Genomic DNA, 26,408 nt, shown 5'->3' with positions numbered 1-26,408 from the left:
TGAAATTAGAGAATTTTTGTTAGAAAAAAGGGCTGAAAATCAGCCCTTTTTATAAGATTTACTTACGACGCCAAGTCGTGCCTTCAGGGCCATCTTCTAGAACGATGCCCAACTCGTTGAGCTTGTCACGTGCAAGGTCGGCATTTGCCCAATCCTTAGAAGCACGAGAATCGTTACGCAATTTGATCAACGCTTCGATTTCAGCCACTTCGTCATCGTTACCAGCCGCATCACCTTGTAGGAAGGCTTCTGGCTCTTGGTGAAGAATACCGATGATGTCTGCTAGTTCACGCATCAATGCACCCAGTCCGCTTGCTTTTTCAATGCTTTCAGGCTTGATACGGTTGATTTCACGCGCCATTTCAAACAATACAGAGTAAGCTTCAGGCGTATTGAAGTCGTCGTTCATCGCAGTAGAGAAACGAGTTACGTACTCTTCGCCACCAGCAGGAGCTGCGGTAAGGTCTAGGCCACGAAGTGACGTGTATAGACGCTCTAGCGATGCGCGAGCTTGGTTTAGGTTATCTTCACTGTAGTTCAGTTGGCTACGGTAGTGACCAGACATTAGGAAGTAACGCACTGTTTCAGCATCGTAGTGTGCTAACACATCACGGATAGTGAAGAAGTTACCTAGTGACTTAGACATTTTTTCTCTGTCTACCATCACCATGCCACTGTGCATCCATGTGTTTACATAGTCAGTACCATGTGCACAGCAAGATTGCGCGATTTCGTTCTCGTGGTGTGGGAATTGTAGATCTGAGCCGCCACCGTGGATATCGAAGTGATTACCTAGAATAGACGAGTTCATTGCTGAACATTCAATGTGCCAGCCTGGACGACCTGGGCCCCATGGTGATTCCCATGTTGGTTCACCTGGCTTAGACATCTTCCAAACAACGAAATCTAGCGGGCTACGTTTTGCAGAGTCTACGTCAACACGAGCGCCAGCTTGTAGCTGGTCAAGGTCTTGCTTAGAAAGCTTACCGTATTCTTCGAACTTCTTAACTTCGAACATTACGTCGCCGTTGCTTGCGACATATGCATAGCCGCGTTCAATCAGCTTTTCAACAAGTTCGATGATTTCAGAAATGAACTCTGTTGCACGAGGTTCAACATCTGGACGCTTCATGTTCAATGCATCGAAATCAGCGTGCATTTCGCCAATTAGACGCTCAGTCAGAGAGTCACAAGACTCGCCGTTTTCGTTAGCGCGCTTGATGATTTTGTCATCGATATCTGTGATGTTACGAACGAAGTTCAAATCGTAACCAAGGTAACGAAGGTAGCGAGTTACTACGTCGAAAGAAACGAACGTACGACCATGACCGATGTGACAGAGATCGTATATGGTTACCCCACAGACATACATGCCGACTTTGCCAGCTGTAATTGGTTTGAATTCCTCTTTCTGTCTTGTGAGCGTGTTATATATCTTCAGCATGATCTCTATCTATTTTATGGATTAATCAAAAATAAGCTCGCAGTATAACAAGTCATACCTTAATAGGTAATACCTTTCACCATCAAATCAGCTAAACTCCTTGTTATCTATTGACGATTTCGTATTTTGAAACTCAATCAAACTAGGCTAGAATCGCCTTTCATATTAAAAAGACAGTAAGGTAACAATCATGATCATCCTTCACACAAATTTTGGTGACATCAAAGTTCAACTAAACGAAGAAAAAGCACCAGAAACAAGCGCAAACTTCCTACAGTATTGCCGTGACGGTTTCTACGACAACACACTATTCCACCGTGTTATCGATGGTTTCATGATTCAAGGCGGCGGCATGACTTCTGGCCTTAAAGAAAAGGCAACTCGTGCAACTATCAAGAACGAAGCAAACAACGGTCTAGCGAACAAAGTTGGTACGCTAGCAATGGCTCGTACTATGGAACCGCATTCAGCGAGCTCTCAGTTCTTCATCAACGTTAACGACAACTCTTTCCTAAACTTCCGTAGCGAAAGCCTAGACGGTTGGGGCTACTGTGTATTCGCAGAAGTTGTTGAAGGCATGGACATCGTAAACAAGATCAAAGGTGTTAGCACTGGTTCTATGGGTATGCACCAAGATGTACCTCTAGAAGAAGTGATCATCACTGGTACTACAATCGAAGCTTAATTACTTGCTTTCGATTAGTCTTAATAATTGATGAGCCGATAAAATCAGGATATAGGGAGCGAATCGCTCCCTTTTTTAGACCTATGAAAACATATTTTATATCAGACCTGCACCTTGCTCCGTCACGACAAGACATCACTGACTGCTTCCTAACCTTTATGAAGAATGAAGCGGTAGAGGCGGATGCTCTCTACGTATTGGGTGACCTTTTCGAATTCTGGATTGGTGACGACGACAAAAGTGAGTTCGCGACCTCTATCCGCCAAGCGTTTATTGATTTGGTGAAAACAGGCGTACCTTGCTACTTCACTCAAGGTAATCGTGATTTCCTTGTCGGTAAAAAATTTGCTAAACAAACCGGCGTGAAACTACTAGACGAAGTATCAACAATCGATATCTACGGCCAAAAAGCGGTTGTGTTGCATGGTGATACCCTATGCACCGAAGATGTAAAATACCTCGCTTTCCGCGAAAAAGTGCATCAACCGTGGCTGCAATGGGTCTTCAACAGAATTCCATTTTTCATCAAGAAGAAGATCGTCTCGAAGGTTCAATCTGATATCAAAGATGACAAGCAAACTAAGTCTCTCGACATCATGGATGTGACACAACAAGAAGTCGAAGATGTGATGGAACGAAACAACGTTGATCTAATGATTCACGGCCACACTCATCGCCCTGACATCCACACCTTCAATGCTAATAATTGCACTAAAACCCGTATCGTACTTGGCGATTGGTATACGCAAGGCTCAGTGCTGGTGTTCACTCCGCAAAGTTTTGAACTACAGAATCGAGAGTTTAGCAATAGCTTTCAACATCCGTCTTAAACTTTCACTTTGATTATTATTGTCGGTCAGACTTTCTTAGATTGTGTATGGTAATTTCCACTGAATTAGCTATTATCTCTCTATCAGAAATAAACCGAACACAGTACCAAGTTGAAATATTCATACGTAGCGCGTCAACCAATACTCGATACAGATAAGAAAACCATAGGTTACGAGTTGCTATTCAGGGATGGTCCTAAGAACACTTTCCCTGAAGTAGAGCCGGAGCTCGCTACTAGCCGTTTGCTTTCCGACCACTTCTTATCAACTCACTATAATACGCTGGGTGATAAGCTGGGGTTCGTGAACTTTCCTTATGCAAGCCTGATTAACTTGGTCCCTACCCTATTTCCAAAAGAAAGCCTCGTTGTTGAGGTTCTTGAAGACTGCGAACCAACAGACGAACTACTTGAAGCGATTAAAGCTATCTACGATGCGGGTTATACCATCGCATTGGATGACTTTGTGCCGAGCAAAGCATGGAAGCGTTTCTTACCTTACGTCTCTATTATCAAGTTTGATATCCGTTTGATCTCTATCGCGAAAGCTTCGATGTTCATGAACTCTCTCAAAGGGTTAAATATCAAGTTCCTTGCTGAAAAGGTGGAGACTTACGACGAGTATCAAGAAGCGAACCAAGCTGGCTTCTCCTACTTCCAAGGCTACTTCTTTAGTAAGCCAGAAATGATTCAAACTCGCGCGCTCAACCCTGCGTTTTTGACCATTGTTCAACTTTTGAAAGAGATCGCTAACGATCCTATCGACTTTAGTGAAGTAGAGCGTCTGATCACTCTGGATGTGACCTTATCTTATAAGTTACTCGCTTACGTGAACTCGGCTGGCGGGTCAGCAACGACCATTCGTTCATTCCGCCAAGCACTGATTTACCTAGGCGAGCAAAAACTGCGTAAGTTCGTTTCACTTGTGGCGATCGCATCAGCGAAAGAAGACAAGCCAGATTCACTCTACGGTTTAGCGGTATTACGCGCGCGTCAATGTGAGCTATTAGTCGAGAAGATGAATGTGAAGGTTGAGCCCGGACAAGCCTTTTTGACCGGTATGTTCTCGCTACTGGATTCACTGTTTGACCAACCATTGAAACAAGTATTGGACTCGGTGCCAATCGACGATGAGATTAAACAGGCTCTTATCCAACGCAAGGGCGTGTTAGGTGCCATTTTGGCTATGATTATTGCTTATGAACAAGCTCGATGGGATGAAGCAACGCGCATTCGTAAACTTCTCAAGCTCAGCGAGGCTCAACTAGGCCAAGCTTACGATGAAGCAACGACTTGGGCACAAGAGCTACTGTCACCAGCATTGAGATAATTCACTTCTCATAACCGCTTCAATAGAAACTAAGCTTTGGTGAGCGATCGTTTCTTGGTAAACTCCAACGCATTCATTTATGGCCTCTTAATAGAGGCCATTTTTACAGGATTTGACTATGTCTTTATGCCCGTGCGGTAGCAAAAATACTTACCAACAATGCTGCGAATCAGCGCACCTTAATCACAGTTCAGTTGAAACACCTGAGCAATTGATGCGTTCACGTTACTCAGCGCACGTATTGGGGTTAGTTGATTATGTTATTGCGACTTACCACCCTAGCTGTAATGCAGAAGCTCAAAGAGAAGGTATTGCAGAATCTATCGATAGTGATTGGGCAGGCTTAGAAGTCATTGATGCATCCGCTGGCTCACACGAAAACGAAGGTTTTGTCGAGTTTAAAGCCTACTTCAATGAAGACGGCGCGCAATACTGCATGCAAGAGCGCTCGCGTTTCGTTCGTGAAGATGGCCTTTGGTTGTATATCGATGGGGAGTTCCCAAAGCAAGAAAACGAACATGAAGAGCTAACAGAGCCAGAGATTGACCCTCGCCTAAACCAAACGGTAGAGAGCTTTAAGATCGGCCGCAATGACCCGTGTATTTGTGGTAGTGGTAAGAAGTATAAAAAGTGTTGCGGGTAACTCGTACGTCTAGGAAGTTAGATTAAGAGAATAAATTCCTGATGTCACTTAGGCTCCTCGGAATGACAGGGTTCAGTGCTTTTTCAGTAGATTAATATCTTAGATAATTTAAAAGCCCCGTAAACATGGTTGTTTACGGGGCTTTTATCTCTTTTTTACCGTGATTCGATAAATCTAAAGAGGCTTACTTATGGCGCTCTTTAAGTTTATTCACTACGTCGTTCATCGATAGGCCTTGGTCTTGAAGAAGAACCATTAGGTGGTAAATCAAATCTGCTGATTCACACACTAATTCCGCCTTATCGCCCGACGTCGCCGCAAGCGCGACTTCAACGCCTTCTTCGCCCACTTTTTGCGAAATACGCTTGGTGCCACGGGCATATAAACTGGCAGTATAAGAAGACTCAGGATCTGCGTCCTTGCGGGCAGCCAGTAGCTGCTCAAGTTGATGAAGCCACACCATCTGGGTCTCTTCTTGCGGATCAACATCCCAACACGTGGTGTTGCCCAAATGGCACGTTGGACCAATTGGGTTCACTTTTACCAGCAAGGTGTCATTGTCGCAGTCAAGTGACATGTTCACCAGTCGCAGAACATTGCCTGAGGTCTCCCCTTTCGTCCACAAACGCTCTTTAGTACGCGAGAAAAAAGTTACTTGACCCGTTTCACCCGTTTTCTCAAGTGCTGCTGGGTTCATGTATCCCATCATCAACACTTGGCTCGATTGGTAATCTTGAACAATAGCTGGCACTAAGCCATCTACTTTTTCCCAGTTAATACGCTCTGATAATGCGCCTACTGCTGCTTTTGATAAGCTTGCGGTTTCAAAACTCATAGTCGCACCTCTACATCTTGTTGTTTTAAGTACTGTTTAAGTTCACCAATATTGATGACTTGTTTGTGGAATACCGAAGCCGCTAATGCTCCGTCCACGTTGGTCTTTTTGTAGGCTTCAGCAAAGTGCTCCATCGCGCCTGCGCCACCCGAAGCAATCAGTGGCACGTTACACACTTCGCGCACCATGTTGAGCTGCTCGATGTCGTAACCGTTACGAACGCCATCTTGGTTCATCATGTTTAATACAATCTCACCCGCGCCACGCTTCTGTACTTCCTGAACCCAATCTTTGGTTTCCCATTTGGTCGCTTTGGTACGCGCTTCATCACCAGTAAATTGGTAAACCTGATACTTACCGGTTTCTTTGTCGAAGTATGAGTCGATACCAACAACGATACACTGCACGCCGAATTTATCAGCAAGGTCAGTGATCAATTGAGGATTAGCCAGTGCAGGCGAGTTGATCGATACTTTATCCGCACCGAACTCTAGAATGCGCGCTGCATCTTCTGCTGATTTAATGCCACCAGCGACACAGAAAGGAATATCAATCACTTCTGCGACACGCTTGACCCAGCTCTTATCAACAACACGGCCATCACTTGATGCTGTGATATCGTAAAATACTAATTCATCAGCGCCCTCTTCCGCGTAGCGCTGTGCTAACGGAACGATGTCGCCAATGATTTCGTGGTTACGGAACTGAACGCCCTTAACCACCTGTCCGTCACGGACATCCAAACAAGGGATTATTCGCTTTGCCAACATGCAAATGCCTCCTCTGCGGTAAACTTGCCATCAAGTAACGCACGACCAACAATCACACCAGCAACACCGCTGCCTTTTAGAGCTTCGATATCCGCTAGGCTGCCGATACCGCCCGATGATTGGAATTGAACCTGTGGATACTGCTTACAAAGATCGACGTAAAGCTCTACGTTTGATCCTTCTAGCGTGCCATCACGTGAAATGTCGGTACACAGAACGTGTTTAAGACCCACAGTTAGGTAGTCTTCAATCAGCGCTTCAATCGTCACGCCTGAATCTTCTTGCCAACCTGAAATCGCCACTTTACGTGTGCCGCTTTCGTCGATGTTGATATCCAGCGCCAGTACAATTTTCTCAGCGCCGTATTTTTCCATCCAACCTTTAACAAGTTCAGGTTGCTTAACCGCCGTTGAGCCTACAACAACGCGCTGCGCGCCAGCTTCAAGTAGGTCGACCACGTCTTGCTCGTTACGAACACCACCACCAATTTGGATATTGGCAGGCGTGCTAGCAAGTAGCTTTGCGATTAGGTCAAGTTGACGAGCGGTTGTGTCTTTTGCACCCGTTAAGTCAACAAGGTGAAGCCAGCCTGCGCCAGCTTGGTGATACAGGTTAAACTGCTCTGCAGGATCGACTTTGTATTCTGTTACTTGCCCGTAATCACCTTGGAATAAGCGAACTACTTGGCCTTCAATTAAATCTAATGCGGGAATAATCATTTACATTCCTTATATGGCAACGTTGGCCGTTGCCTAATCCTTATTACAATTCCAAGAAGTTCTGAATCAGCTTAGAGCCAGCTTTTGAAGAACGCTCTGGGTGGAACTGAACACCATAATAGTTGCCACTTTGCACCGCCGCTGTGAACGGGTTACCGTAATCACATTGTGCGATTGTGTAGCCACCCACTGGCATTGCGAAGCTGTGAACGAAGTAGAAGTACTCGCCTTCTTCAATGTCTTTAAACAAAGGGTGATTAGGTGTCGAAGTTACTGTGTTCCAACCCATGTGTGGTAGGGGTAAATCGCCCGTTTCAAGTAAACGTACTTCACCATCACACAAACCTAGACATTCAACTAGCTCGTCAGCCTTTTGGCCTTTCTCTTGAGACAGTTTACCTAACAGCTGCATACCTAAACAAATACCCAGCAGAGGCTTCTCTACTCTCTTCACAAGAGATACAAGGTCACGCTCTTGTAGGTTCTTCATTGCCTCACTTGCTGTACCTACACCCGGTAGGAAAAGCTTGTCGGCGGCAAGGACGACTTCTGGTTCTTTTGAAATCTCAACTGCGTAACCCAAACGTTCAATGGCAAATTTCACCGAAGAAACGTTGGCACACCCAGTATCAATAATGACGACTTTTTGATCTTTCATTGTTTTTCCTTGCTAACGTTAGCCTTACAAGACGCCTTTGCTGCTTGGTAACTCATTACCTTCAACTTTGATTGCTTGGCGAAGAGTACGGCCAAACGCTTTAAACAGGCTCTCAATGATGTGGTGATCATTATTGCCATCAGAAGAAAGGTGTAGCGTACAAGCCAGTGTGTCGGTTAGAGAGCGGAAGAAGTGAACCACCATCTCGGTTGAAAGATCACCCACTTGCTCACGGCTGAATTTCGCATCGAACTTCAGGTATGGGCGGCCAGAAAGGTCTAGCGCACACTGAGCCAAACACTCGTCCATTGGCAGACTAAAACCAAAACGACCGATACCACGTTTGTCGCCTAGCGCATCTTTCAGAGCTTGGCCTAACGCAAGTGCTGTGTCTTCTACTGTGTGGTGATCATCAATGTGTAGATCGCCTTTCACAGTTAGGTTCATTTGGAAACCGCCGTGTGTCGCGATCTGATCAAGCATGTGGTCGAAGAAACCCATACCTGTATCGATCTTATTGCCGCCAGTTTCATCAAGGTTTACCGCCACCTTAATGTCGGTTTCTTTAGTCGTACGAACCACTTCAGCAACGCGAGCGTTAACCGTCAGATCTTTAACGATCTGTGGCCAGTTAAGCGTACCTTCCGTTTCTGCATCCGGGCCATATTGAATACCGCGAATTGCCATGTTCTCAGCTAGTTGCAGGTCAGTCACTCGATCGCCAATCACAACAGAGTGTTGGAAGTCGACTTTACCGCCCTGTAGGTATTCTTTAACCATACCTAGCTTAGGCTTGCGGCAAGAGCAGTTGTCTTCGTCAAAGTGAGGACAAATAAGCACGTCATCAAACTTAACGCCTTGAGATTCGAAGAACTCCATCATCATGTTGTGTGGCGCATCGAAATCTTCTTGTGGGTAGCTATCAGTACCTAGGCCATCTTGGTTAGTCACCATCACTAGACGGTAACCAGCATCTTGCAGTGCAAGCAGGCTAGGAATCACTAGCGGTTCAAATTTTAGCTTGTCTAAACGGTCTACTTGAAAGTCGACTGGCGGCTCAACAATTAAGGTGCCATCGCGGTCTATAAAAAGTATTTTCTGTTGTTTACTCACTTGAACTTCCTTTTAATTTTAAATCTGGTGGCCTAGCTAAAATCAAACGCTAACCCAAAATATTGGTTTCATTTGTCAGTCGACGATTAATCAACTTAAGACTGACAAATGTTATTACTGGTAGCCTTTCGTTACTGAAAAAAGTTACGAATGAATCCAAGTGTCTTTTCGCACTCTTCGCGGTTACCAATACTAATGCGAACACAGTCTTCGATTGGCGAGTTACGTAAAATAATGCCACTGTCCCATGCCGCTTTAAATAATTCGTCGCCGTTAGGGAATTTAACCAATAGGTAGTTACCCCACCCATCAAATACCGTCACTTGAGGTAAGCCCAATAAACCGGCTTGTAAATAAGCGCGGTTCGCACTTAAATCCAAAACCTGAAACTTCGCTCTCGCAAGACCTTGTTCTGAAAGTGCTTGAACGGCGATATCAGCAACAGGGATTGGCACTGGGTAAGGTGCAATCACTTTCAACAATACATCGATAAGCTCTTGGTTCGCTAGCGTAAAACCACAACGTAAACCGGCTAATGCAAAAGCTTTAGACAAAGTACGAAGAATCGCTAGGTTCGGGTACTGTTCAAGCAAATCAACGGTTGATGCTTCAGGACAGAAATCAATATACGCTTCGTCCATCACTACAATCGCTTTGCCTTGAGTCATCTCAAGCAGCTTGATGATGTCTTTTCGATTAACCAAATTACCAGTTGGGTTATTTGGGCTACAAACAAACACCACTTTCACGTTATCTAGTTGCGCTTCAATCGCAGGAAGATCCAGTTGCCATTCAGAAGTTAGAGGCACAACTTTACGCTCAACACCGATCGTCTCTGCACTGATAGCGTACATACCGTAAGTAGGTGGGCAGTAAAGAATAGCGTCTTCATTCGGCTCACAGAAAGCACGAATCAATAACTCGATGCCTTCATCAGCACCACGAGTCGTCAGTGTTTGCTCTGGTTTCACACCTGCATATTGTGCGTAAGCGTCAATCAACTCTTTAGGCTGACATTCGCTGTAGCGATTAAGACGAGACAGGTTTAGGTTGTACTCGTTATCAAACGGAGATTCGTTGGCGTTTAGCCATACATCACCCGTCCCGCCAATGCGTCTTGCAGACAAGTAAGGTGTTAGAGCCTGAACTTGTTTTCTTGCTAACTTTTCCATGCCCAACCCTTACTTCGCTTTATTTAACTTTTCAACTCGGATAGTCACAGCGCGTTTGTGTGCATCCAAGCCTTCGGCTTCCGCCATTGTTACTACAGTGGGCGCTAGGCCTTTCAAACCATCGGCGGTTAGCTCTTGTACTGTCATACGCTTAGAGAAATCAGCCAAACCTAGGCTTGAATACGTCTTCGTGTAACCGTAAGTCGGTAATACGTGGTTTGTACCAGACGCATAATCGCCCGCAGATTCTGGAGACCAGTCGCCAAGGAAGATTGAGCCTGCATTGTCTAACAATGGCAGCAGTTCACGTGGATTCTTGGTTTGAACAATCAAGTGCTCAGGACCGTAGAAGTTTGAAATCGCAATCGCTTGAGTGATTGATTCAGCAATGATAATTAAGCTTGAAGCCAATGCTTGCTGAGCGATGTTCGCGCGAGACAACTCTTTCAGTTGTTTCTGAACCGCTTCCGTTACTTGGTCAGCAATCACTGGAGATGGCGTTACCAATACTACTTGAGAGTCAGGGCCGTGTTCAGCTTGGCTCAACAAATCCGCTGCAATGAAGTCGGCATCGGCTGTTTCATCAGCAATCACCAACACTTCAGATGGGCCTGCTGGCATATCAATCGCTGCACCGCGGAAGTCATTGCTCACTTGGCGCTTCGCTTCCGTCACGTAGGCATTACCTGGGCCGAAGATCTTATCGACTTTAGCGACACTCTCGGTACCGTAAGCCATTGCAGCAACCGCTTGACCACCACCAACGTTGTAAACTTCATCGATTTTACAAAGCTTAGCGACATACAAGATTTCATCAGCGATTGGCGGAGGTGAACAAAGCACCACCTTACGACAACCTGCGATTTGTGCAGGTACACCTAACATAAGAACCGTTGACGGAAGTGGTGCACTGCCACCTGGAATATAAAGGCCAACAGTATTAATCGCGCGAGTCACTTGCTCACACACAACACCCGGTTGTGTCTCAACCTTAATCGGTTGAGGCTTTTGAGCTTCGTGGAACTTAGCAATGTTGCTATAAGCTTGCTCAAGCGCTTGCTTCATTTCTGGTGTTAGACGAGCGCACGCCTCTTCGATTTCATTTGAACTGACTCGAATAGATTCTGGAGTTACACCATCAAACTTTGCAGTCAGCTCTTTAAGCGCGGCATCGCCTTCATTTCGTACTTTTGCAATAACATCAGAAACAGTCGCTGTGATGTTTGCACCTTCAGTAATAGCTGGACGCTCTAATACCGAGTCTTGCTGTGATTCACTTAAAGATTGCCAAACAACGGTTCTCATCGTCACTACCCCATCATTTTTTCGATTGGTAATACTAGAATCGAGCTCGCACCCAACTCTTTAAGCTGTTCCATCGTTTCCCAGAACAAGTTCTCTGTACTTACTAGGTGCACGGCAACTTTGTCTTTGTCTGTCGATAGTGGAAGAACCGTTGGATCTTCAGCACCAGGCAGTAGTGCTTTGATTTGCTCTAGTTGAGAGGTTGGCGCGTGAAGCATGATGTACTTCGACTCTTTCGCTTGTTGAACACCCTGCATACGAGTCAGTAGTTTTTCAATCAATGCAGTTTTGTCAGCGTCGAACTCACCAACACGTTGAATCAGTGTTGCTTTAGATTGGAAGATAGCTTCTGCTTCTTTTAGGCCGTTCGCTTCTAGCGTCGCACCTGTAGAAACTAAATCGGCAATAGCGTCTGCAAGGCCAGCGCGAGGCGCGACTTCAACCGAGCCTGTTAGCATACAAGTGCTGAACTCAACACCCTGCTCGTCCATGTAGGCTTTAAGTAGTTGTGGGTAGGTTGTCGCAATACGTTTGCCCGCTAAGTCTTGTGGGCCGTTGTATTCTTCGTCTTTGTTGATAGCGATAGAAAGGCGGCAACCACCGAAGTCTAAACGACGTAGTGTGCGGAACTCTGAAGGCTCTTTAAGAGCAACACGGTCTAGACGAACTTCTTCTAGCTCATTTTCACCGATGAAACCAAGGTCAACTACACCATCCATGATAAGACCTGGGATGTCGTCATCACGAACCAGTAACAAGTCGATTGGCATATTTAGTGAGTGAACCACTAGGCGCTCACCCATGATGTTAAATTTAACACCACATTTTTTAAGTAGGTCTTGGCACTCTTTACTTAAGCGACCTTTCTTTTGAATTGCGATTCTTAGGCGTTGTGTCTGCATTGCTGTATCCCTGTGCAAATATTTGAATTTATTGATTATTTAAAAGCGCTAAAACTAAAAAACCCTCGGGGACTTTGTCATCCCGAGGGTTTAAATCTAAATTCTTTTGACTTAACCTCCGGGAGTAATCTTGCTCCCGGGTATACGTAAATCTCCCCGAAAGACTAGATAGGGTGATGATGGTGATGAATGTTCATTACTAATTTACGCATACTTATCAGCTCTTAGGTTGTTTGCTGTCTTGTCTCCACACTAACTAAGCTGACATCCTTTTTCAACCATTTATTCGAACTTTTTTCACGAAACTTAAAATTAAATTAACAGGCACAAAAAAGGGAGGCAAACGCCTCCCTGATAGTTTACTGATTAACTGTCAGTTTTAGCTTTTGCACGTCGCCATTTTGCAGCGAGAGAAGTAAGCCAATGCAAAACATACAGCAACAAACGTTAGAGACGCTGCGCCAAATGCGATGCCAATTGAAGATGTCATACCTAGAGTGATGAAACCAATGCACGATACGAACGCTACAGACAACGCGTATGGAAGCTGAGTCGATACGTGGTCGATGTGGTTACAGCGAGCACCAGTAGAAGACAGAATCGTCGTATCTGAGATTGGAGAACAGTGGTCACCAAATACTGCACCCGCTAGAACCGCACTTAGCATAGGAAGGATCAGTGCGATGTCCGATGCTGCTGCCATGTCACCCGCGATTGGTAGCATGATGCCGAATGTACCCCAAGATGTACCTGTAGAGAACGCCATAACGCCCGCTAGAAGGAACAACATCACCGGTAGCCAATGGTAATCAATGCTGCCTGTTACTAGAGATGATAGGTAAGAACCCGTTTTCATGTCACCGATTACAGAACCGATAGTCCATGCAAACACAAGAATCAGAATCGCGCCAAACATAGAGCTAGCACCGATCCACATTGTTCTTGCGATATCAGCCATAGATAGCTTTTGCTTGAATACTGTTGCTAGTGCTACTAGTAAACCGATTACACCACCGTAAACAAGAGACTTACCGACATCCGTGTTTTCGAATGCACCTAAAAGGTTGAATGCTTGACCATCAGCAGCCAGCGCTTGGCCACCTGTGTAAAGCATTGCAGCAACTGTCGCTACAATTAGCGATACGATTGGCATAACAAGATCAGAAACTGAACCGTTTTCACTCTCTTCGATATCTAGCTCTTCGTTTAGATCGTGAGCTTGCTTTTGATCGTTGTCGCCTTCAAAGCCACGGCCTTGAGATGCTTCAATTTCATGCTCACGCATCTTACCAACATCTAGACCGAACCAAGCCACTGCGAACACCATTAGTAGTGCAAATACAGCGTAGAAGTTCATTGGAATAAGACGAACGTAAGCACCCAGTGCAGAATATTCAGTTACACCGTGTGTTACTAAGATGCCACCAATAATAGTAATGATGTAAGCACCCCAGCTAGAAGCCGGCATGATCACACACATTGGAGCAGCAGTAGAATCGAGAATATAAGCAAGCTTAGCGCGAGATACGTAGAAACGGTCTGTTACAGGGCGAGAGATAGCACCTACCGCTAAGCTGTTGAAGTAGTCATCAACAAAGATGAATACACCTAGGAAAGCAGCAAGTAGTTTTGAACCACGTTTGCTCTTAACACGAGACTGAGCCCACTCAGCGAATGCACGAGTACCGCCAGACAGTGTTAATAGTGCAGTTGTCATTCCAAGAATAATTAGGAATGCGATGATGCTCATGTTCCAAGTGTTGATGCCACCATCTTCGATGAAAACACCAGATGCTTTAGTAAACACGTAGCTCGCTGCGTTACCTACTGAATAGTCAGCAAGTAAGATAGCACCCATGATGATACCGACACCCAAAGAAACCAATACACGGCGGGTAACAATAGCAAGACTTAAAGCCACAAGGGGCGGAAGCAAAGATAAAGGCGATGTTGCAAAATCTATTAAATTCATGATCTTCAAAAACCAGTTTTTTATTTGGCTAGAGATCTACTGCAGACAAACTTGATACAGCTTATCAAGTTCATGTTGAACTAAGCGAAAGGGAAGTGAACACTTCACCCAACCCTACAGTAGCGCTCCATAGTTTAAAATTAAGACTATGGCAGTGTTGTACCTATTGAGCACAACCCCAGCAAATTGCTTAGATATACAATTTACTTCGGCAATTACACCTTTCATTCCCGTTCATTGGCATCACCCCAACGGAAGTTACTTTTTATAATTGCACCTCTACGTGCGATAACATTATTAACCGTGCAAACCAGAGTTTAACAACAAATTAACCAAAGCATCGCATCAGGTAGCCGCAATTGTACTCATCAAGAGCAACAATGCAACATATCATTCCGAGAAAAATAGCTTTTTGTTAATGAACTAATCAATAGAAGAATAGTCTACACAAGTTAATTACTCCACCAGTCACATATCAGTTTTTTAGATAATCTTAATAATTATTATAAATTCGATAGAAATGTGCCTTTGAAATTTCAACTATTCATCTCACTTTTATATTTAAATATGTAATAGAAGAAATACTATTTGTTTTATTCCTAAGCTCTGTTTATTATTAGGATGATTATTTAGTTTACCTTGATGGAAAATATCATGTCTGAATTAACAAAAACTCTATTAAATATCCGTAGCCTTCGCGCATTCTCACGTGAATTAACTCTTGAGCAACTAGAAGAAGCGCTAGACAAGCTAACTATTGTTGTACAAGAGCGTCAAGAGTCTGAAGCTGAAGAACGTGCAGCTAAAGCAGAACAAGAAGCTAAGCTTTCTGCTATCGCTGAACAAATTGCAAAAGACGGAATTGATGTTGCAGATCTTATTGCAGCTCTTTCTGGCGAAGCAAAATCTAAAACAACTAAAGCTAAACGCGCTCCTCGTCCAGCGAAATACAAATACGTAGACGCAAACGGCGACGAGAAAACTTGGACAGGTCAAGGCCGTACGCCTTCAGCTATCCAAGAACAGCTAGATGCTGGTAAATCTCTAGAAGAGTTTGCTATCTAAGTTAAGCGTTCAGTTTACTGAGTGGGTAATCAATTACACACTTAGCAATAGAATTAATATTTAAGTCGACCAAAGTATTATTTACGGCTTCAATATATTCAGAAACAAAAAAGGCTCCTTTCGGAGCCTTTTTTATATTTTGTTACCCTTTAATGTTCTTTATAAACATAGATGCGCATTTGATAAACTCGTACGCATCGGATAAACAAAGTCTCTTATCTTTCCCAGTACGCTTCTTCTAGGCTATCTTCTCTTTCAGGAAGACCACGAGATAAACGTGGAGAGTGTTGAACTAACACTTCATAGCTAGCACGGTTTGAATATTTACAAACTTGTGAGAAAGAAGAATAGGTCAAAAATGAATGTTGGTGCTTACTTGAGTTTGGCACGTTTTCTTTGTGGTACTTATTCGCAGCCATATCATGTAATAAAGCCGATAAAGCAGCATCACCTGCACCATTCGTATTTTTGATTTTTTCCGGACCACCCATGTATGGCGCAATATGCGAATACACTTTAGTTGGGTTTTCACATAACTCTTTATGTGCAGGACGGCTAAATTCAAAACGGTTGAATTCCGCAATTGAACCTGGAAGTAGAGGCAGTGATGTTTCACGCTTCGCTGCGTCTTCCGTGTAACCCGCCATGAATAGGCCAACAGGGCCGGCAGTACATAGAACTAAGTCCACCCACTCTAGCGCTTTGTCTGAAGCAGCAAGCGGATCGCTTTCACCGGTTAGGGCTTCTGCTTCGTCTTCATTCATTGCAACAACCGTTACGTGCTGCTCTAAGAAGTCTTTCCAAAATTCTGGATCATCTTGAATAACGAACTTAGTACCTAGTGTTAAAACAACAGGCACATCGTATTTCTTCGCGTATTCAATCGCTTTCATTGTTGCTTCAGGCATAGGGTCACCTGGCTTACAACGAACTAAATAAGCAGTTAATACTAAAGCAGAAGCACTTTTGAAGATCTTTTCAGGAATGCTTTCTGGTTTTAGTTGGTTCATTTGTCCTTCGCTAATTGCGAAAGTACGTTCACCATCTTCTGTAATTAATGCAAAGCAGCGACCAATTGCGCCATCTACCCCTTGTAAATGGTTCAGATCCATTCTGCTTGATGTATTACATAAATAGCGGTAACCATAGCTACCAATCTTAATATCTTGGCTCATTACACCTAATAGTGTTGAACGGTCATCCGCCAATACTGAATAGTTGTGTAGTGTATTACCAATTGTGCCACCAGCGTATTCATTGGTAATCAGGCACTGTTCTTTTAATTCTTGATATAAAGATTCAGCGGCTTCGTCACCAATAACCAGTGAATGTCCCTTACTTAAACCGTACTTCTCAATAAGTTCAGAACTCACTTTTGCTTCAATATCCACCAAAGTTTGGTCAATACCAATAATATGAGTGCGTGACATTCTTTTACTGCTTTGAGCTTGGCTCACTAGAGGATCACGTGCGTGAACCGGAAAATAGTGCTTTGATTTACGTTGTCCAGGGAATTTCATAGGGCTAGTCTAAGTCAAGGGGAAATAGGTGGCGGATTCTACCGCGCTATATTTAACGCGGCAATCTTTCAAACTATAGCAAACGTTTGCCAGGGTATTTTTTTATTCGCCTTCCATAAAGCTTAAATCAGGCAGCATGCCCAAATGCTCGGCGTAACGCTTTTGATTAAACTCAGCGCCGTTTTTCATAACGTCAAATACTTCGATAGCCAATGCACATGCCATTGCAGCAATCGCCTCTTCACGAGGAGTGCCTGTCATCATTAATCGCATTAGCGTTTCTTTTACTTTTACAGGTTCGCCATCTTCAAGTTGATTTTCAATAATCTCGATCAGCTCTTCTTCTTGCATAAATTCATTTTGTTCAGACATTTTTTTATCTCAGGTCTTGGATTTCGAGCGACTATGCCACATATACTTCTGACATCCTAGCGACTCACCTCGCTCTCATGCGATTCTCTAACAAAGTCAGCGCACTATTTGTGCAAATGAAACTGTGATTCCGGTCTCGGATCTGTCACGGCGTTTCTCTTTCTGTTAGAATCTGCGACCAAGTAATAGTAACGGTGTTTAGACATGTCAGATATCAGCTCTGGAAACAGCGAAAAGAAAGTAATTGTCGGTATGTCCGGCGGTGTAGATTCGTCAGTATCGGCGTATCTTCTTCAGCAACAAGGCTATCAGGTAGAAGGCCTTTTCATGAAAAACTGGGAAGAAGACGATAACGAAGAATACTGCACGGCAGCTGAAGATCTTGCTGATGCTCAAGCGGTATGTGACAAACTAGGTATCCACCTTCACACCATTAACTTTGCTGCAGAATACTGGGACAACGTATTCGAATACTTCCTTGAAGAATACAAAGCAGGCCGTACGCCTAACCCAGATATCCTTTGTAACAAAGAAATCAAATTCAAAGCATTCTTAGAGTTTGCTGATGAAGTACTAGACGCAGACTACATCGCGATGGGTCACTACGTTCGTCGTACATTCCCTACTCAAGAAGAGCTAGATGCTGGCGTTAAACCAGAAATGCTACGTGGCCTAGACAGTAACAAAGACCAGAGCTATTTCCTATACACGCTAAGCTCAGATCAAGTAGCACGCAGCCTATTCCCTGTTGGTGAACTAGAGAAGCCTGAAGTACGACGTATTGCTGAAGAGCAAGACTTGATCACAGCGAAGAAAAAAGACTCTACAGGCATCTGCTTTATTGGTGAGCGTAAGTTCACTGAGTTCCTAGGCAAATACCTACCAGCGCAACCGGGTAACATTGAAACGCCAGAAGGCCAAGTGATTGGTCAACACCAAGGCTTGATGTACCACACACTAGGTCAACGTAAAGGCCTACATATCGGCGGCACCAAAGGTGGCGGCGGTAATGAAGAACCATGGTTTGTTGGTGAAAAAGATCTTAAGCGTAATGTACTTATCGCAGTACAAGGTAAAGACCACCCTCTTCTTAAATCAGAAGGTTTGATCGCATCTCAACTTCATTGGGTAAATCGCACACCAATTACTGAAGTTATGACATGCACGGTAAAAACACGTTACCGTCAAACAGATATTCCTTGTACAATCATCCCAATTGATGATGAGAACATTAAAGTTATTTTTGATGAGCCACAAATCGCGGTGACCCCAGGTCAATCTGCAGTGTTCTACCAAGGCGAAGTATGTCTTGGTGGTGGTATCATCGAAAAGCGCATCTAATCAATCAAACGACAAACGATAGAAGACAACTAGGAGTTACTACGTGGCTAATACACTTTATGACCGTACTATTGCTTTCGCCGGAATTTGCCAAGCTGTGGCTTTGGTTCAACAAGTAGCGAAAGACGGCCATTGTGATAAAGATGCCTTCGAAGCTTCACTCAGTGCCATTTTAAATACCAACCCAGCGAATACTGTTGGTGTATTTGGACGTGAAGCGAACCTAAAGCTTGGCCTTGAGTGCTTAGTAAAAGGTATCGATAGTACTCCAGCAGGTAGCGATATCACTCGTTACATCATCAGCTTGATGGCGCTTGAGCGTAAGCTATCTTCTCGCAACGACTCTATGTCTCAGCTTGGTGATCGCATTCAAACTGCAGAGCGCCAAACTGAACACTTTGATCTGTTTGACGAGCAAATGATCAGCAACCTTGCGAGTATCTACCTTGATGTTGTCAGCCCAATCGGCCCACGCATTCAGGTTTCTGGTACACCGTCTGTACTTCAACAGACATCGAGCCAACATAAGGTTCGCGCACTGCTTCTATCAGGGATTCGAAGCGCTGTGTTATGGCGTCAAGTTGGCGGCAAACGTCGCCACCTTATCTTCGGTCGCAAGAAGATGATCGAGCAGGCTCAAATCCTACTAGCTCGAATGTAATTTATTAGCTCGCGCCTCGTCGCGAGCTTGTTTTTTGTATCAACACATCTCTCACGCAAACGATTGCGCAATATGCGTGACAATTGAGATTGTTACTGGTATAAACCTCTCAAAATTTAGAAAACTCAATTCAGGAGAACACCATGGAACTGTCAGCATTGACTGCTGTTTCACCAGTAGACGGCCGTTACGGAAGTAAGACTATTGCATTACGCAGCATCTTTAGTGAGTTTGGACTACTAAAGTACCGCTCTATCGTTGAAATTCGTTGGTTACAAAAGCTTGCAGCTACTGATGCAATCAAAGAAGTACCAGCGTTCAGTGCAGAAGCTAACCAGTTTCTTGATGAACTAGCCGCTAACTTCAGCGAAGAAGACGCTCTGCGTATCAAAGAGATCGAGCGCACAACAAACCACGACGTAAAAGCGGTTGAGTACTTCTTGAAAGAGAAAGTTGCGGGCGTTCCTGAACTTCACGCAGTTAACGAATTCATTCACTTTGCATGTACTTCTGAAGACATCAACAACACATCTCACGCGCTTATGCTTAAAGAAGCTCGTGACACAGTGATTCTTCCAGAAATTCGTAACGTAATTGATGCTATCAAAGCACTTGCGAACGAGTACCGTGACATTCCTCTACTGTCTCGTACACACGGTCAGCCAGCTTCTCCTTCTACTATGGGTAAAGAGATGGCTAACGTTGCGTACCGTATGGAACGTCAATACAAGCAAATCGAAAGCGTTGAGATCCTAGCGAAAATCAACGGCGCGGTAGGTAACTACAACGCACACCTTTCTGCATACCCAGAAGTTGAATGGCACCAGTTCTCTGAAGAGTTCATCACTGAATCTCTTGGCGTAACTTGGAACCCGTACACAACTCAAATCGAACCTCACGATTACATCGCAGAACTATTCGACGCTGTTGCTCGTTTCAACACGATTCTTCTAGACTTCGACCGTGACGTTTGGGGCTACATCGCTCTTGGTCACTTCAAGCAGAAGACTATTGCTGGCGAAATCGGTTCTTCTACAATGCCGCATAAAGTTAACCCAATTGACTTCGAAAACTCTGAAGGCAACCTTGGTCTAGCTAACGCTGTATTCGGCCACCTAGCACAGAAACTTCCAGTTTCTCGCTGGCAACGTGACCTAACTGACTCTACAGTTCTTCGTAACCTAGGCGTTGGTGTTGGCTACGCAATCATTGCATACACTTCAACTTTGAAAGGTATTAGCAAGCTAGAAGTTAACCGTGAAGCGCTACTTGCTGAGCTAGACAAAAACTGGGAAGTACTAGCAGAACCAGTACAAACAGTAATGCGTCGTTACGGTATCGAGAAGCCATACGAGAAGCTTAAAGAGCTAACTCGTGGTAAGCGTGTAGATGGCGAAGGCATGCGTGCATTCATCGACGGTCTAGAGATTCCTGAAGACGAAAAAGTTCGTCTGAAAGAGATGACGCCAGCAAACTACATCGGTCAAGCAATCGAGCTAACTGACAAGCTGTAAGATTCGAATTTCGAATCGCAGAATAGACTAAGGCTTCCCATGTGGAAGCCTTTTTATTGCTCGGAACTAAATCTATCGACACAAGAATCGTCAACACAAGAACACCAAGCCTTCTCCGATTGACCTACTCGGCCCCTATTGATTCAATTTAATCACCTAACGACAACTGCACCTCATATCTCATATCTCATATCTCATGTCTCAACACTTGTTATCTTAAGCGCTAAGATCAAAAAAGGCCTCCCGAAGGAAGCCTTTAGATTGTTCTTGTCGACTAGCGATGGCTAATCGTATTAGAGATTACATGTTACGTAGAGACGCAATACGCTTATCTAGTGGCGGGTGGCTCATTAGTAGCTCAGTTAGAGACTTCTTACCGTTGATGCCAAACGCCATCATAGAACCTTCTAGCTGTGGCTCGTGGCTCACTTTTAGACGCTCTAGCGCTGCAATCATCTTCTCTTTACCTACCAAGTGCGCAGCACCTGCATCGGCATGGAATTCACGATGACGGCTGTACCACATCGTAATGAAGCTTGCCAAGAAACCAAACACCAATTCCAGCACCATAGACACACCAAAGTACACCATCATGTTGCTGCCACCCTCTTCTTCGTTGTCATTCGACGCAACAATGTTCGCGATGAAACGAGAAAGGAAGATAACGAACGTGTTCACGACACCTTGCATTAGGGTCATTGTCACCATGTCGCCGTTTGCGATGTGGCTAACTTCATGCGCTAATACCGCTTCAGCCTCGTCACGTGTCATGTTGTGCAGAAGGCCTGTTGATACCGCCACCAATGAATCATCACGCTTAGCGCCGGTTGCGAATGCGTTGATGTCTGGCGAATCGTAGATCGCCACTGTTGGCATACCAATACCAACTTGTTGAGCTTGACGGCTTACCGTCTCCATCAACCAATGTTCTGTTTCATTACGTGGGCTTTCAATGACCATGCCGCCAACTGAGCGTAGCGCCATTTTCTTTGACATCATTAATGAAATGAATGAGCCGCCAAAACCAAATACCGCAGCCATTAACAGCAAGCCTGAGAGGCTTCCTGGTTGCATACCTGTAACAGCGTATACAATATTAAGAACAACACTTAGTACCAATACAACCGCAAGGTTGGTTGCAAGGAACAACATTACTCGCTTCATTACTTATCTCCGCATGAAAGCTGTTTTTATAAAACTTATTGTTATAGACAAGGCAGACAGCAATTTATTCCAACCTTGAGACTTATACTTACTTATACATATAGTCTTAGATTAAGAAAACAAGGTTAAGCATTAAATTGCAACATTTGATTACGGGAGTGGTTCATTTCTCAATCGTCCATTAGACCTAAGTAGTATGGTTAACCACCAGTGATCCGTTTAGAGTGTCAGTCAATTACTGTATTGGCTAGTTCATGGAACAAAAGGAAAGGATCATGGTTGAAGGTACTAACACTCAAATGGCTATCGACTTACTGTGCTGTCACCTAGGGATTACTGAAGAAGAAGCAAAGAAACAGATCGGTATTCTTACGCCACAAGCAGCGCAAACCAATATAACAGAGACACAACAAGCACTAATGGGCCTTACAAAAGAACATTAATCCCAAGCTTAACTCTACACAGGCTTAAAATAGCAAAAGGGCTGCAATCGCAGCCCTTTTCTTGTTTCACATACAACTCGAGAATTAAAGCTCAAGCAATGGCTGTACATTAATGTACTTACCAATATTCTTAGACTTCGCTTTTGGTACGTAAGGGATCTCACCTAACTTTGGCGCACCTAGCTTATCTTCAAGCATCGCAATAATATCAGCGTAGTGCTCAGTGCCTGGATTAATGCGGTTTGCTACCCAACCGACTAGATTTAGACCATCGGCACGAATCGCTTCTGCGGTTAACAGAGCATGGCTCAAACAACCCAGCTTAATCCCAACGGTCAATACAACTGGAAGCTGCTCTTTCTTGACCCAGCTAGACAAGTATTCGTCATCTGAAACAGGCACACGCCAGCCACCTGCACCTTCAACTAGAACGATGTCCGAGTTTTGCTTATGCTCGTCTAATTTCGCCGATAATACCGCTTCATCAATCACGACACCGTCATGCTTAGCTGCGATGTGAGGTGATGATGGCAGTAGCAACGCGTACGGGTTCACGTCTTCGTAAGCAATATCTTGCGTCGCCGCTTCTTGAAGATGAAGCGCATCACTGTTACGTAACCCTTCAGGGTATTGTTCACACCCTGCAGCAACTGGCTTGTAGCCAATTGTTGATAAATCTTGTGCGGCCAAAGCTTGAAGAATCGCTTTTGAAACCACAGTTTTTCCCACTTCGGTATCCGTACCTGCAATGAATAATGCATCAATCATAATTGAATAACCCCTAAACAAACTTGATATGTTGCTGGTAAGAAACCTTGATGGTTTTTGAACTCTCGATATTCCCGTTCAACAAGCTGCAACATACGGCGACTTGTTAAACCTTGTGAGCGACCACTTACGTGATTAGCACCGATGCCTTTAAGGTCGCGCATCAGTTCAAACGCAGTGTCGTACCAAACGGTGATGGTGGGCAAGTCTAGTTGATGAGCAGTACAGCTAGATTGCGCTAACGCAATTTTTACCTGATTGATTGTAATAAAATGGTTAACGTGTTGATGTGCGTCAATTTTGGACCATGACTTTTCCAGTTCAAACAGTGACCCATCAAGCAAAGTTGAGAAAATCACACGTCCACCAGCCGCTGTAACACGCTTCATCTCTTTTAAAGGTGACGATAAATCATCACACCATTGTAACGCTAAGCTCGAAAAAACGATGTCGAAACATCCATCTTCAAACGGCAATTGCTCAGCGTCAGCTTGTTGATATAAAGCGACCGATGCACCGCAACGTTGTTCTGCCGCTTTTAACATTCCAGCAGATAAATCAGCGCACACAACCTCAGCACCGCGTTTCGCCATCTGTTCGGAGAAATAACCCGTACCACAACCTAAATCGAGTACCTTTAAACCTGAGAGGTCGGCTGGTAACTTATCCAGTAGTCGGTGGCCAACATCGCGCTGAAACTCAGCGTGTTTATCATAGGTTGTTGCTGCTTTGCCGAAAGCTTCGGCAATCGCACTCTTATCTTGGCCTACGTAATTATGCACGACTGCTTCTTGTGACATTTACTGAGCCTCATTATTTATTTCGATGTGAGTTTCGCTATTGGGTCCAAAGCTTGATTCACCTGATTTAACGTTTCTTTCTACTGCTTGACGTAACGAGCGGGTTAACTGAAGAATCTGCTTTTGAGTGTGATTGGCGGTTAGTGTAATACGCAGACGCGCTGTCCCAGTCGGAACCGTTGGTGGCCTAATTGCAGTGACCCAAACTTGGTTGCGCTTTAATTCTTCAGCAACGAAGAGCGCAGCCTGAGCTTCACCGATCACAAACGGCTTAATTGGAGTCTGAGTATCAACAAAACCTTGTACGCCATTCATCTGCTCTGCATAGAGAGCCCCTAACTCGGTTAGCTTCTCGCGACGCCACTCTTGCGTTTGAATCATCTGACAGGCATGCGACAAAGCGACAGCCTGTGAGGGGGGTATTGCCGTCGAATACACATGATGACGAGCAAATTGCGTTAAGTAGTCACCCACTTCTGATGAACACAAAATCGCAGCACCAGATAGGCCAAATGCTTTACCAAAGGTCACCACCAAGATATCAGGCGTTATTTGCGAAGCGTTGCAACTCCCTGCCCCTTTATCACCCAATACCCCAATGCCGTGGGCATCATCAACCGCTAGCCAACTGTCGTATTGATTGGTCAGATTAGATATTTGATTGAGGGGAGCCTGATCGCCATCCATGCTGAACACGCCTTCCGTCACAACCAAGGATTGTGGAGAACGGCGCAGTAGCGACTCTAGATGTTGCGTGTCGTTGTGCTTAAAGCGTTTCATTGTTGCAGGAGAAAGCATCCCCGCTTCCATCAAAGAGGCGTGGTTAAGTTTGTCTTGCAGTAATGAGTCGTCTTTTTCGAGCAGAGAAAACAAAAAGGCTTGGTTAGCACTGAAACCAGAGCTAAACAGAATGGCACGTTCAAAGCCGAGCCATTCACACAGCTGAACCTCTAAGTTTCGATGAGCAGGACTAAAGCCTGTTACCAATGGCGATGCCGCACTTCCAGCACCATATTGGGAAAGACCCGTTTGCCATGCATCGACCAGTTCAGGATCGTTCGCCAGACCTAAATAATCATTACTCGAAAAATTGATGAAACTAGAACCTTCACTATTCAACAAAGGTCCATTGCTGTTTTCGAGCACCTTGAGTTGGCGATTCAGCCCTTGCTCATGGCGATGAACAAGGGCTTCTTTAATGCGAGCTTTAAACCGTGGCATCGTAGAACATGTCATCTTTAGTTGGACGAGCCGCAACGCGCTCCACCACTTGATCTAACAGTTCGTTTTCTTGAATTTCGTCTGGCTTTTGAGCCACTTCTTGGCTGTTGATACCCAACTTCTTAAACAGCTGCATATCCGTGTCTTCATCTGGGTTCGGCGTAGTCAGTAGCTTACAACCGTAGAAGATAGAGTTCGCACCCGCCATGAAACACATCGCTTGCATCTGTTCGTTCATGTTCTCACGGCCTGCAGATAAGCGAACCGCAGACATAGGCATCATAATACGTGCAATTGCAATCAGCTTGATGAAGTCGAAAGACTCAACATCATCGACGTTTTCCATCGGTGTGCCTTTCACTTTTACAAGCATGTTGATTGGCACACTTTCTGGGTGTACTGGAAGGTTCGCCAGCTCTACAAGAAGGCCTGCTCGGTCATTGGTGCTTTCGCCCATACCGATGATGCCACCAGAACAGATCTTCATTCCGGCATCACGCACATGAGATAACGTATCTAAACGATCTTGGTAAGTACGAGTGGTAATAATGCTGCCGTAGAATTCTGGAGACGTATCAAGGTTATGGTTGTAGTAGTCCAAACCTGCGTCGGCTAGCTCACCTGCTTGATCCGGCGTTAACATGCCCAGTGTCATACAGGTTTCTAACCCCATACCTTTCACACCTTTGATCATGTCAGTTAGGTGAGGCATATCGCGTTCTTTCGGGTTTTTCCATGCCGCGCCCATACAGAAGCGAGTTGAGCCCGCATTCTTGGCTTTTTGCGCCGCATCCAAAACACGCTCAACTTCCATTAAGCGTTCTTTGTCGACATCCGTTCGGTAGTGAGCACTTTGAGGGCAATACTTACAATCTTCAGGACAAGCACCTGTCTTTATCGATAAAAGCGTACTCACTTGCACGTGGTTGTGCTCTTGGTACTGTCTATGAACGACTTGAGCTTCAAACATTAAATCCATAAACGGTTTTTCAAGCAGCGCTGTTACTTCAGCAACTGTCCAGTCATGACGAACTTCCACGTGTCGATCCTTTTTTTATTTTTTGATGTTACAACTCTGTGTCTAGAGTTTGCATTTATGCTTGGCTAGTCTACCGACAAGCTTTAGACTGTCAACACATTGATAATGTCAAAAGTTTACATC

The 26,408-nt window shown here is 44.6% G+C and carries 26 protein-coding genes, 1 riboswitch and 1 other annotated feature; of the genes, 9 read left to right on the top strand and 17 right to left on the bottom strand.

Translation table 11 applies throughout. From position 1 onward, the window contains the following. Positions 1 to 58: 58 nt before the first annotated feature. On the bottom strand, positions 59 to 1,444 hold the full coding sequence (cysS, locus tag OCV12_RS05535) for a cysteine--tRNA ligase (protein ID WP_261885555.1): 1,386 nt from the start codon (positions 1,442 to 1,444) through the stop codon (positions 59 to 61). 190 nt (positions 1,445 to 1,634) lie between these two features. On the opposite strand from cysS, the gene OCV12_RS05530 reads away from it, so the two are divergent. The 4 genes from OCV12_RS05530 to OCV12_RS05515 all read left to right on the top strand — a co-directional run bounded on the left by OCV12_RS05530 (position 1,635) and on the right by OCV12_RS05515 (position 4,931). Next, the gene (locus OCV12_RS05530; protein WP_017060275.1) at positions 1,635 to 2,129 is read left to right on the top strand and encodes a peptidylprolyl isomerase; all 495 of its coding nucleotides are present in this window, start codon (positions 1,635 to 1,637) and stop codon (positions 2,127 to 2,129) included. A gap of 83 nt (positions 2,130 to 2,212) precedes the next feature. Beyond that, positions 2,213 to 2,959, top strand: coding sequence for a UDP-2,3-diacylglucosamine diphosphatase (lpxH, locus tag OCV12_RS05525; RefSeq protein ID WP_261885554.1), 747 nt, complete (start codon positions 2,213 to 2,215; stop codon positions 2,957 to 2,959). 111 nt (positions 2,960 to 3,070) lie between these two features. Further along, entirely contained in the window at positions 3,071 to 4,288 is a 1,218-nt protein-coding gene (locus OCV12_RS05520) for an EAL and HDOD domain-containing protein (protein ID WP_261885553.1), read from the top strand. 118 nt (positions 4,289 to 4,406) lie between these two features. Next, positions 4,407 to 4,931, top strand: a complete 525-nt coding sequence (locus OCV12_RS05515) for a YchJ family protein (RefSeq protein ID WP_261885552.1) — start codon at positions 4,407 to 4,409, stop codon at positions 4,929 to 4,931. Between the two features lie 184 nt (positions 4,932 to 5,115). Here OCV12_RS05515 and hisIE read toward each other — a convergent pair whose 3' ends face one another. The 9 genes from hisIE to OCV12_RS05470 all read right to left on the bottom strand — a co-directional run bounded on the left by hisIE (position 5,116) and on the right by OCV12_RS05470 (position 14,377). Then, positions 5,116 to 5,766 carry a bifunctional phosphoribosyl-AMP cyclohydrolase/phosphoribosyl-ATP diphosphatase HisIE gene (gene hisIE, locus OCV12_RS05510; protein WP_176681629.1) on the bottom strand — a complete coding sequence of 217 codons (651 nt, stop codon included), beginning with the start codon at positions 5,764 to 5,766 and terminating at the stop codon, positions 5,116 to 5,118. Then, positions 5,763 to 6,536, bottom strand: coding sequence for an imidazole glycerol phosphate synthase subunit HisF (gene hisF / locus OCV12_RS05505; protein ID WP_017630683.1), 774 nt, complete (start codon positions 6,534 to 6,536; stop codon positions 5,763 to 5,765). The genes hisIE and hisF overlap by 4 nt, the downstream gene beginning before the upstream one ends. Next, positions 6,518 to 7,255 carry a 1-(5-phosphoribosyl)-5-[(5-phosphoribosylamino)methylideneamino]imidazole-4-carboxamide isomerase gene (gene hisA, locus OCV12_RS05500; protein WP_012604374.1) on the bottom strand — a complete coding sequence of 246 codons (738 nt, stop codon included), beginning with the start codon at positions 7,253 to 7,255 and terminating at the stop codon, positions 6,518 to 6,520. Before hisA ends, hisF begins: the two co-directional genes overlap by 19 nt. A gap of 43 nt (positions 7,256 to 7,298) precedes the next feature. Further along, complete coding sequence (gene hisH / locus OCV12_RS05495; protein WP_261885551.1) at positions 7,299 to 7,913, bottom strand: imidazole glycerol phosphate synthase subunit HisH; 615 nt, start codon at positions 7,911 to 7,913, stop codon at positions 7,299 to 7,301. A 24-nt stretch (positions 7,914 to 7,937) separates the two neighbouring features. Then, complete coding sequence (gene hisB / locus OCV12_RS05490) at positions 7,938 to 9,026, bottom strand: bifunctional histidinol-phosphatase/imidazoleglycerol-phosphate dehydratase HisB (protein ID WP_176681632.1); 1,089 nt, start codon at positions 9,024 to 9,026, stop codon at positions 7,938 to 7,940. 131 nt (positions 9,027 to 9,157) lie between these two features. Further along, the gene (hisC, locus tag OCV12_RS05485; RefSeq protein WP_261885550.1) at positions 9,158 to 10,198 is read right to left on the bottom strand and encodes a histidinol-phosphate transaminase; all 1,041 of its coding nucleotides are present in this window, start codon (positions 10,196 to 10,198) and stop codon (positions 9,158 to 9,160) included. Positions 10,199 to 10,207: 9 nt separating this feature from the next. Continuing rightward, positions 10,208 to 11,509 (bottom strand): histidinol dehydrogenase, encoded by a 1,302-nt coding sequence (gene hisD / locus OCV12_RS05480; protein WP_048668719.1) that lies wholly within the window; start codon positions 11,507 to 11,509, stop codon positions 10,208 to 10,210. Next, positions 11,509 to 12,405 carry an ATP phosphoribosyltransferase gene (gene hisG, locus OCV12_RS05475; RefSeq protein ID WP_029223418.1) on the bottom strand — a complete coding sequence of 299 codons (897 nt, stop codon included), beginning with the start codon at positions 12,403 to 12,405 and terminating at the stop codon, positions 11,509 to 11,511. Before hisG ends, hisD begins: the two co-directional genes overlap by 1 nt. Before the next feature lie 53 nt (positions 12,406 to 12,458). Further along, positions 12,459 to 12,594 (bottom strand) — a sequence feature (His leader region). Between the two features lie 190 nt (positions 12,595 to 12,784). Next, positions 12,785 to 14,377, bottom strand: a complete 1,593-nt coding sequence (locus OCV12_RS05470; protein ID WP_026084180.1) for a Na+/H+ antiporter NhaC family protein — start codon at positions 14,375 to 14,377, stop codon at positions 12,785 to 12,787. 112 nt (positions 14,378 to 14,489) lie between these two features. Next, positions 14,490 to 14,667, bottom strand: a riboswitch (Lysine riboswitch). 364 nt (positions 14,668 to 15,031) lie between these two features. Between OCV12_RS05470 and OCV12_RS05465 the strand changes: the two genes are divergently transcribed. Then, positions 15,032 to 15,442 (top strand): H-NS family histone-like protein, encoded by a 411-nt coding sequence (locus tag OCV12_RS05465; protein ID WP_017060262.1) that lies wholly within the window; start codon positions 15,032 to 15,034, stop codon positions 15,440 to 15,442. A gap of 215 nt (positions 15,443 to 15,657) precedes the next feature. On the opposite strand, the gene OCV12_RS05460 is transcribed toward OCV12_RS05465, so the two are convergent. Both OCV12_RS05460 and OCV12_RS05455 read right to left on the bottom strand, forming a co-directional pair. Beyond that, complete coding sequence (locus tag OCV12_RS05460; RefSeq protein ID WP_017631378.1) at positions 15,658 to 16,962, bottom strand: inosine/guanosine kinase; 1,305 nt, start codon at positions 16,960 to 16,962, stop codon at positions 15,658 to 15,660. A 102-nt stretch (positions 16,963 to 17,064) separates the two neighbouring features. Further along, positions 17,065 to 17,334, bottom strand: coding sequence for a hypothetical protein (locus OCV12_RS05455; protein WP_010439986.1), 270 nt, complete (start codon positions 17,332 to 17,334; stop codon positions 17,065 to 17,067). 204 nt (positions 17,335 to 17,538) lie between these two features. On the opposite strand from OCV12_RS05455, the gene mnmA reads away from it, so the two are divergent. The 3 genes from mnmA to purB all read left to right on the top strand — a co-directional run bounded on the left by mnmA (position 17,539) and on the right by purB (position 20,850). Continuing rightward, the gene (gene mnmA, locus OCV12_RS05450; RefSeq protein ID WP_017060260.1) at positions 17,539 to 18,675 is read left to right on the top strand and encodes a tRNA 2-thiouridine(34) synthase MnmA; all 1,137 of its coding nucleotides are present in this window, start codon (positions 17,539 to 17,541) and stop codon (positions 18,673 to 18,675) included. 43 nt (positions 18,676 to 18,718) lie between these two features. Next, positions 18,719 to 19,336, top strand: coding sequence for a high frequency lysogenization protein HflD (hflD, locus tag OCV12_RS05445; RefSeq protein ID WP_146491851.1), 618 nt, complete (start codon positions 18,719 to 18,721; stop codon positions 19,334 to 19,336). Between the two features lie 143 nt (positions 19,337 to 19,479). Then, positions 19,480 to 20,850 carry an adenylosuccinate lyase gene (gene purB / locus OCV12_RS05440; protein WP_161686086.1) on the top strand — a complete coding sequence of 457 codons (1,371 nt, stop codon included), beginning with the start codon at positions 19,480 to 19,482 and terminating at the stop codon, positions 20,848 to 20,850. 300 nt (positions 20,851 to 21,150) lie between these two features. Here purB and htpX read toward each other — a convergent pair whose 3' ends face one another. Beyond that, positions 21,151 to 22,014: a protease HtpX gene (gene htpX, locus OCV12_RS05435; RefSeq protein WP_102344686.1), complete on the bottom strand. Its 864-nt coding sequence runs from the start codon at positions 22,012 to 22,014 to the stop codon at positions 21,151 to 21,153. Between the two features lie 275 nt (positions 22,015 to 22,289). Here htpX and OCV12_RS05430 point away from each other — a divergent pair, with 275 nt between their 5' ends. Then, positions 22,290 to 22,457: a hypothetical protein gene (locus OCV12_RS05430; RefSeq protein WP_017057057.1), complete on the top strand. Its 168-nt coding sequence runs from the start codon at positions 22,290 to 22,292 to the stop codon at positions 22,455 to 22,457. Positions 22,458 to 22,541: 84 nt separating this feature from the next. On the opposite strand, the gene bioD is transcribed toward OCV12_RS05430, so the two are convergent. The 4 genes from bioD to bioB are packed head-to-tail and all read right to left on the bottom strand — an operon-like array spanning position 22,542 to position 26,285. After that, on the bottom strand, positions 22,542 to 23,225 hold the full coding sequence (gene bioD, locus OCV12_RS05425) for a dethiobiotin synthase (protein ID WP_017631372.1): 684 nt from the start codon (positions 23,223 to 23,225) through the stop codon (positions 22,542 to 22,544). After that, positions 23,222 to 24,025, bottom strand: coding sequence for a malonyl-ACP O-methyltransferase BioC (gene bioC, locus OCV12_RS05420; RefSeq protein ID WP_261885549.1), 804 nt, complete (start codon positions 24,023 to 24,025; stop codon positions 23,222 to 23,224). The genes bioD and bioC overlap by 4 nt, the downstream gene beginning before the upstream one ends. Further along, a complete protein-coding gene (gene bioF / locus OCV12_RS05415; RefSeq protein WP_261885548.1) occupies positions 24,026 to 25,246 on the bottom strand; it encodes an 8-amino-7-oxononanoate synthase in 1,221 nt (406 codons plus the stop codon). It lies immediately after the preceding gene. Further along, the gene (gene bioB, locus OCV12_RS05410; protein WP_048609384.1) at positions 25,233 to 26,285 is read right to left on the bottom strand and encodes a biotin synthase BioB; all 1,053 of its coding nucleotides are present in this window, start codon (positions 26,283 to 26,285) and stop codon (positions 25,233 to 25,235) included. The genes bioF and bioB overlap by 14 nt, the downstream gene beginning before the upstream one ends. Positions 26,286 to 26,408: the final 123 nt, after the last annotated feature.

Source organism: Vibrio pomeroyi, assembly GCF_024347595.1.
In the GTDB taxonomy this organism is placed as follows: domain Bacteria; phylum Pseudomonadota; class Gammaproteobacteria; order Enterobacterales; family Vibrionaceae; genus Vibrio; species Vibrio pomeroyi.
This window is presented reverse-complemented; position numbering and strand designations above follow the sequence as displayed.

Bases quoted from the DNA above. Each gene is read 5' to 3' on its own strand.
- cysS (WP_261885555.1), bottom strand. From the start codon at position 1,444: ATGCTGAAGATATATAACACGCTCACAAGACAGAAAGAGGAATTCAAA.
- OCV12_RS05530 (WP_017060275.1), top strand. From the start codon at position 1,635: ATGATCATCCTTCACACAAATTTTGGTGACATCAAAGTTCAACTAAAC.
- lpxH (WP_261885554.1), top strand. From the start codon at position 2,213: ATGAAAACATATTTTATATCAGACCTGCACCTTGCTCCGTCACGACAA.
- OCV12_RS05515 (WP_261885552.1), top strand. From the start codon at position 4,407: ATGTCTTTATGCCCGTGCGGTAGCAAAAATACTTACCAACAATGCTGC.
- hisIE (WP_176681629.1), bottom strand. From the start codon at position 5,766: ATGAGTTTTGAAACCGCAAGCTTATCAAAAGCAGCAGTAGGCGCATTA.
- hisF (WP_017630683.1), bottom strand. From the start codon at position 6,536: ATGTTGGCAAAGCGAATAATCCCTTGTTTGGATGTCCGTGACGGACAG.
- hisA (WP_012604374.1), bottom strand. From the start codon at position 7,255: ATGATTATTCCCGCATTAGATTTAATTGAAGGCCAAGTAGTTCGCTTA.
- hisH (WP_261885551.1), bottom strand. From the start codon at position 7,913: ATGAAAGATCAAAAAGTCGTCATTATTGATACTGGGTGTGCCAACGTT.
- hisC (WP_261885550.1), bottom strand. From the start codon at position 10,198: ATGGAAAAGTTAGCAAGAAAACAAGTTCAGGCTCTAACACCTTACTTG.
- hisG (WP_029223418.1), bottom strand. From the start codon at position 12,405: ATGCAGACACAACGCCTAAGAATCGCAATTCAAAAGAAAGGTCGCTTA.
- OCV12_RS05470 (WP_026084180.1), bottom strand. From the start codon at position 14,377: ATGAATTTAATAGATTTTGCAACATCGCCTTTATCTTTGCTTCCGCCC.
- OCV12_RS05465 (WP_017060262.1), top strand. From the start codon at position 15,032: ATGTCTGAATTAACAAAAACTCTATTAAATATCCGTAGCCTTCGCGCA.
- OCV12_RS05460 (WP_017631378.1), bottom strand. From the start codon at position 16,962: ATGAAATTCCCTGGACAACGTAAATCAAAGCACTATTTTCCGGTTCAC.
- OCV12_RS05455 (WP_010439986.1), bottom strand. From the start codon at position 17,334: ATGTCTGAACAAAATGAATTTATGCAAGAAGAAGAGCTGATCGAGATT.
- mnmA (WP_017060260.1), top strand. From the start codon at position 17,539: ATGTCAGATATCAGCTCTGGAAACAGCGAAAAGAAAGTAATTGTCGGT.
- purB (WP_161686086.1), top strand. From the start codon at position 19,480: ATGGAACTGTCAGCATTGACTGCTGTTTCACCAGTAGACGGCCGTTAC.
- htpX (WP_102344686.1), bottom strand. From the start codon at position 22,014: ATGAAGCGAGTAATGTTGTTCCTTGCAACCAACCTTGCGGTTGTATTG.
- OCV12_RS05430 (WP_017057057.1), top strand. From the start codon at position 22,290: ATGGTTGAAGGTACTAACACTCAAATGGCTATCGACTTACTGTGCTGT.
- bioD (WP_017631372.1), bottom strand. From the start codon at position 23,225: ATGATTGATGCATTATTCATTGCAGGTACGGATACCGAAGTGGGAAAA.
- bioC (WP_261885549.1), bottom strand. From the start codon at position 24,025: ATGTCACAAGAAGCAGTCGTGCATAATTACGTAGGCCAAGATAAGAGT.
- bioF (WP_261885548.1), bottom strand. From the start codon at position 25,246: ATGCCACGGTTTAAAGCTCGCATTAAAGAAGCCCTTGTTCATCGCCAT.